Source organism: Microbacterium sp. zg.Y1084, from assembly GCF_024623595.1.
In the GTDB taxonomy this organism is placed as follows: Bacteria; Actinomycetota; Actinomycetes; order Actinomycetales; family Microbacteriaceae; genus Microbacterium; species Microbacterium wangruii.
The window spans coordinates 1-5,497 of sequence record NZ_JANJGV010000016.1 but is presented as its reverse complement, the minus strand read 5'-3'; the positions used below and the strand labels follow the sequence as shown (position 1 = coordinate 5,497).

3 rRNA genes are annotated in these 5,497 nt (G+C 54.7%); all 3 read left to right on the top strand.

The annotated features are described in order from the left end of the window. Positions 1–202: 202 nt before the first annotated feature. The 3 genes from NQ165_RS14485 to rrf all read left to right on the top strand — a co-directional run bounded on the left by NQ165_RS14485 (position 203) and on the right by rrf (position 5,486). Positions 203–1,725 (top strand): 16S ribosomal RNA (locus NQ165_RS14485). A gap of 432 nt (positions 1,726–2,157) precedes the next feature. Next, positions 2,158–5,263 (top strand): 23S ribosomal RNA (locus tag NQ165_RS14480). A 106-nt stretch (positions 5,264–5,369) separates the two neighbouring features. Continuing rightward, positions 5,370–5,486 (top strand): 5S ribosomal RNA (gene rrf / locus NQ165_RS14475). The 16S, 23S and 5S rRNA genes sit together here, the layout of an rRNA operon. Positions 5,487–5,497: the final 11 nt, after the last annotated feature.

The window sequence follows — 5,497 nt, the reverse complement described above, 5'->3', positions numbered from 1 at the left end:
AGGAGCATCCGATCCTTGAGAACTCAACAGCGTGCACTTGTCAAATGCCAAATAACCTCGTCCCGGTTTTTACCGGGTGAGATTCCTTTGGATCAAAGTCCGGCACTTCGGTGTCGGCAACGGATAAGTCAGTAATGACATCCATTTGGTCAGTTCAAACTCGCTGCTTCGGCCTTTTTCCGGTCGTTGTCAGTATTTTTCTTTTACGGAGAGTTTGATCCTGGCTCAGGATGAACGCTGGCGGCGTGCTTAACACATGCAAGTCGAACGGTGAAGCAGAGCTTGCTCTGTGGATCAGTGGCGAACGGGTGAGTAACACGTGAGCAACCTGCCCCTGACTCTGGGATAAGCGCTGGAAACGGCGTCTAATACTGGATACGAGCTGCGACCGCATGGTCAGCAGTTGGAAAGATTTTTCGGTCTGGGATGGGCTCGCGGCCTATCAGCTTGTTGGTGAGGTAATGGCTCACCAAGGCGTCGACGGGTAGCCGGCCTGAGAGGGTGACCGGCCACACTGGGACTGAGACACGGCCCAGACTCCTACGGGAGGCAGCAGTGGGGAATATTGCACAATGGGCGAAAGCCTGATGCAGCAACGCCGCGTGAGGGACGACGGCCTTCGGGTTGTAAACCTCTTTTAGCAGGGAAGAAGCGAAAGTGACGGTACCTGCAGAAAAAGCGCCGGCTAACTACGTGCCAGCAGCCGCGGTAATACGTAGGGCGCAAGCGTTATCCGGAATTATTGGGCGTAAAGAGCTCGTAGGCGGTTTGTCGCGTCTGCTGTGAAATCCCGAGGCTCAACCTCGGGCCTGCAGTGGGTACGGGCAGACTAGAGTGCGGTAGGGGAGATTGGAATTCCTGGTGTAGCGGTGGAATGCGCAGATATCAGGAGGAACACCGATGGCGAAGGCAGATCTCTGGGCCGTAACTGACGCTGAGGAGCGAAAGGGTGGGGAGCAAACAGGCTTAGATACCCTGGTAGTCCACCCCGTAAACGTTGGGAACTAGTTGTGGGGTCCATTCCACGGATTCCGTGACGCAGCTAACGCATTAAGTTCCCCGCCTGGGGAGTACGGCCGCAAGGCTAAAACTCAAAGGAATTGACGGGGACCCGCACAAGCGGCGGAGCATGCGGATTAATTCGATGCAACGCGAAGAACCTTACCAAGGCTTGACATATACGAGAACGGGCCAGAAATGGTCAACTCTTTGGACACTCGTAAACAGGTGGTGCATGGTTGTCGTCAGCTCGTGTCGTGAGATGTTGGGTTAAGTCCCGCAACGAGCGCAACCCTCGTTCTATGTTGCCAGCACGTAATGGTGGGAACTCATGGGATACTGCCGGGGTCAACTCGGAGGAAGGTGGGGATGACGTCAAATCATCATGCCCCTTATGTCTTGGGCTTCACGCATGCTACAATGGCCGGTACAAAGGGCTGCAATACCGTGAGGTGGAGCGAATCCCAAAAAGCCGGTCCCAGTTCGGATTGAGGTCTGCAACTCGACCTCATGAAGTCGGAGTCGCTAGTAATCGCAGATCAGCAACGCTGCGGTGAATACGTTCCCGGGTCTTGTACACACCGCCCGTCAAGTCATGAAAGTCGGTAACACCTGAAGCCGGTGGCCCAACCCTTGTGGAGGGAGCCGTCGAAGGTGGGATCGGTAATTAGGACTAAGTCGTAACAAGGTAGCCGTACCGGAAGGTGCGGCTGGATCACCTCCTTTCTAAGGAGCATCTGGCACCCTCGGGTGTCCAGGCGCCGGATCGGGACATACGTTCCCGCCGGTAGCTCATGGGTGGAACATTTGACTTGGTGTCGGAGGGTTGACCTTCATCTCAGTACGCTGCTTGCAGCTGGAACGGGTGGGGTGAGGCTGCCGGCACATGCACGCTGTTGGGTCCTGAGGGACCGGATGCGCACTGGCCTTTCGGGGTTGAGTGTCAGACGGATCCTCTGGACCTGCTTTTGTTTGCCGGCTTTGCTGGTGAGCGGGGTGGGTACCGCCCGTACTTTGAGAACTACACAGTGGACGCGAGCATCTTCGAGATGATCCTTTATGGATTGTTTCGATCGATGATCTTAAAGATCATTAGTCAATTTCTGATCCGAGCTGCTTGCAGCTTGGGTTGCGAGTTTTGATTCAAACTCATGTGATTTTCAAGTCTTTAAGAGCAAACGGTGAATGCCTTGGCATCTGGAGCCGAAGAAGGACGTAGCAATCTGCGATAAGCCTTGGGGAGTGGATAAGCACACTTTGATCCGAGGATTTCCGAATGGGGAAACCCCGCTGGGCGGCGTGCCGACCCAGTGACTCCCGCCTGAATATATAGGGCGGGTAGAGGGAACGTGGGGAAGTGAAACATCTCAGTACCCACAGGAAGAGAAAGCAACCGCGATTCCGTTAGTAGTGGCGAGCGAAACCGGAACAGGCTAAACCGAGTACGTGTGATATCCGGCAGGAGTTGCGTATTCGGGGTTGTGGGACTTTTCAGACAGTTCTGCCGAATTGTCGGCGTTACAAGAAGGTATAGACGAACAGGATTGAAAGCCTGGTCATAGAGGGTGCGAACCCCGTAGTCGACATGCCTCTCTTGACGCGAAGAGTATCCCAAGTAGCACGGGGCCCGAGAAATCCCGTGTGAATCTGTCAGGACCACCTGATAAGCCTAAATACTCCCAGATGACCGATAGCGGACAAGTACCGTGAGGGAAAGGTGAAAAGTACCCCGGGAGGGGAGTGAAATAGTACCTGAAACCGTTTGCTTACAAACCGTTGGAGCCTCCTTAGTAGGGGTGACAGCGTGCCTTTTGAAGAATGAGCCTGCGAGTTAGCGATATGTGGCGAGGTTAACCCGTGAGGGGTAGCCGTAGCGAAAGCGAGTCTGAATAGGGCGATTCAGTCGCATGTCCTAGACCCGAAGCGAAGTGATCTATCCATGGCCAGGTTGAAGCGACGGTAAGACGTCGTGGAGGACCGAACCCACTTAGGTTGAAAACTGAGGGGATGAGCTGTGGATAGGGGTGAAAGGCCAATCAAACTTCGTGATAGCTGGTTCTCTCCGAAATGCATTTAGGTGCAGCGTTGCGTGTTTCTTGCCGGAGGTAGAGCTACTGGATGGCCGATGGGCCCTACAAGGTTACTGACGTCAGCCAAACTCCGAATGCCGGTAAGTGAGAGCGCAGCAGTGAGACTGTGGGGGATAAGCTTCATAGTCGAGAGGGAAACAACCCAGACCACCAACTAAGGTCCCAAAGCGCGTGCTAAGTGGGAAAGGATGTGGAGTTGCTTAGACAACCAGGAGGTTGGCTTAGAAGCAGCCACCCTTGAAAGAGTGCGTAATAGCTCACTGGTCAAGTGATTCCGCGCCGACAATGTAACGGGGCTCAAGCACGCCACCGAAGTTGTGGCATTGACATTATTGGTAGGCCTTCGTGGTCCAGCCGTGTTGATGGGTAGGAGAGCGTCGTGTGGCCAGCGAAGCGGCGGTGTGAACCAGCCGTGGAGGCTACACGAGTGAGAATGCAGGCATGAGTAGCGAAAGACGTGTGAGAAACACGTCCTCCGAAAGACCAAGGGTTCCAGGGTCAAGCTAATCTTCCCTGGGTAAGTCGGGACCTAAGGCGAGGCCGACAGGCGTAGTCGATGGACAACGGGTTGATATTCCCGTACCGGCGAAGAACCGCCCAAGCTAATCCAGTGGTGCTAAGTGCCCGAATTCCTCTGATTCGATCCCTTCGGGGTGAGAACGTTGGAGCTAGCGCACGACCCCATGCTGGTGCGGTTAGCGTATTAACAGGTGTGACGCAGGAAGGTAGCCCAACCCGGGCGATGGTTGTCCCGGGGCAAGTGCGTAGGCCGAGTGATAGGCAAATCCGTCACTCATACAGGCTGAGACACGATGCGGATAAAAAGTGGGTGATCCTATGCTGCCAAGAAAAGCATCGACGCGAGGTTCTAGCCGCCCGTACCCCAAACCGACTCAGGTGGTCAGGTAGAGAATACCAAGGAGATCGAGAGAATCGTGGTTAAGGAACTCGGCAAAATGCCCCCGTAACTTCGGGAGAAGGGGGGCCTTCGACGTATTAGGACTTGCTCCGAAAGCGTTTGGAGGCCGCAGAGACTAGTGGGTAGCGACTGTTTACTAAAAACACAGGTCCGTGCCAAGTCGCAAGACGATGTATACGGACTGACGCCTGCCCGGTGCTGGAAGGTTAAGAGGACCGGTTAGCCGCAAGGCGAAGCTGAGAATTTAAGCCCCAGTAAACGGCGGTGGTAACTATAACCATCCTAAGGTAGCGAAATTCCTTGTCGGGTAAGTTCCGACCTGCACGAATGGCGTAACGACTTCCCAACTGTCTCAACCGCGAACTCGGCGAAATTGCATTACGAGTAAAGATGCTCGTTACGCGCAGCAGGACGGAAAGACCCCGTGACCTTTACTACAGCTTGGTATTGGTGTTCGGTGTGGCTTGTGTAGGATAGGTGGGAGACTTTGAAGCATGGACGCCAGTTCATGTGGAGTCATTGTTGAAATACCACTCTGGTCACTCTGGATATCTAACTTCGAACCGTAATCCGGTTCAGGGACAGTGCCTGGTGGGTAGTTTAACTGGGGCGGTTGCCTCCCAAAAAGTAACGGAGGCGCCCAAAGGTTCCCTCAACCTGGTTGGCAATCAGGTGGCGAGTGTAAGTGCACAAGGGAGCTTGACTGTGAGACTGACAGGTCGAGCAGGGACGAAAGTCGGGACTAGTGATCCGGCAGTGGCTTGTGGAAGCGCTGTCGCTCAACGGATAAAAGGTACCTCGGGGATAACAGGCTGATCTTGCCCAAGAGTCCATATCGACGGCATGGTTTGGCACCTCGATGTCGGCTCGTCGCATCCTGGGGCTGGAGTAGGTCCCAAGGGTTGGGCTGTTCGCCCATTAAAGCGGTACGCGAGCTGGGTTTAGAACGTCGTGAGACAGTTCGGTCCCTATCCGCTGCGCGCGTAGGAAGTTTGAGAGGATCTGACCCTAGTACGAGAGGACCGGGTTGGACGAACCTCTGGTGTGCCAGTTGTTCCGCCAGGAGCACCGCTGGTTAGCTACGTTCGGGATGGATAACCGCTGAAAGCATCTAAGCGGGAAGCCGGCCTCAAGATGAGACTTCCATGCCTTCGGGCGAGAGGCTCCCAGCTAGACTACTGGGTTGATAGGCCAGATGTGGAAGTGCAGCAATGCATGCAGCTGACTGGTACTAATAAGCCGATGACTTGATAACACACCCGTTTGAGGTGCTACGCGTCCACTGAGTGGTTCTCGATGTACGGTCGAGAACCGCATGACAACAATCTTTTGTTGTGTGCAGACTGAAACATCAATAGTGTTTCGGCGGCCATAGCGAGAGGGAAACGCCCGGACACATACCGAACCCGGAAGCTAAGCCTCTCAGCGCCGATGGTACTGCAGGGGGGACCCTGTGGGAGAGTAGGACACCGCCGGACTTCTTCCGTGA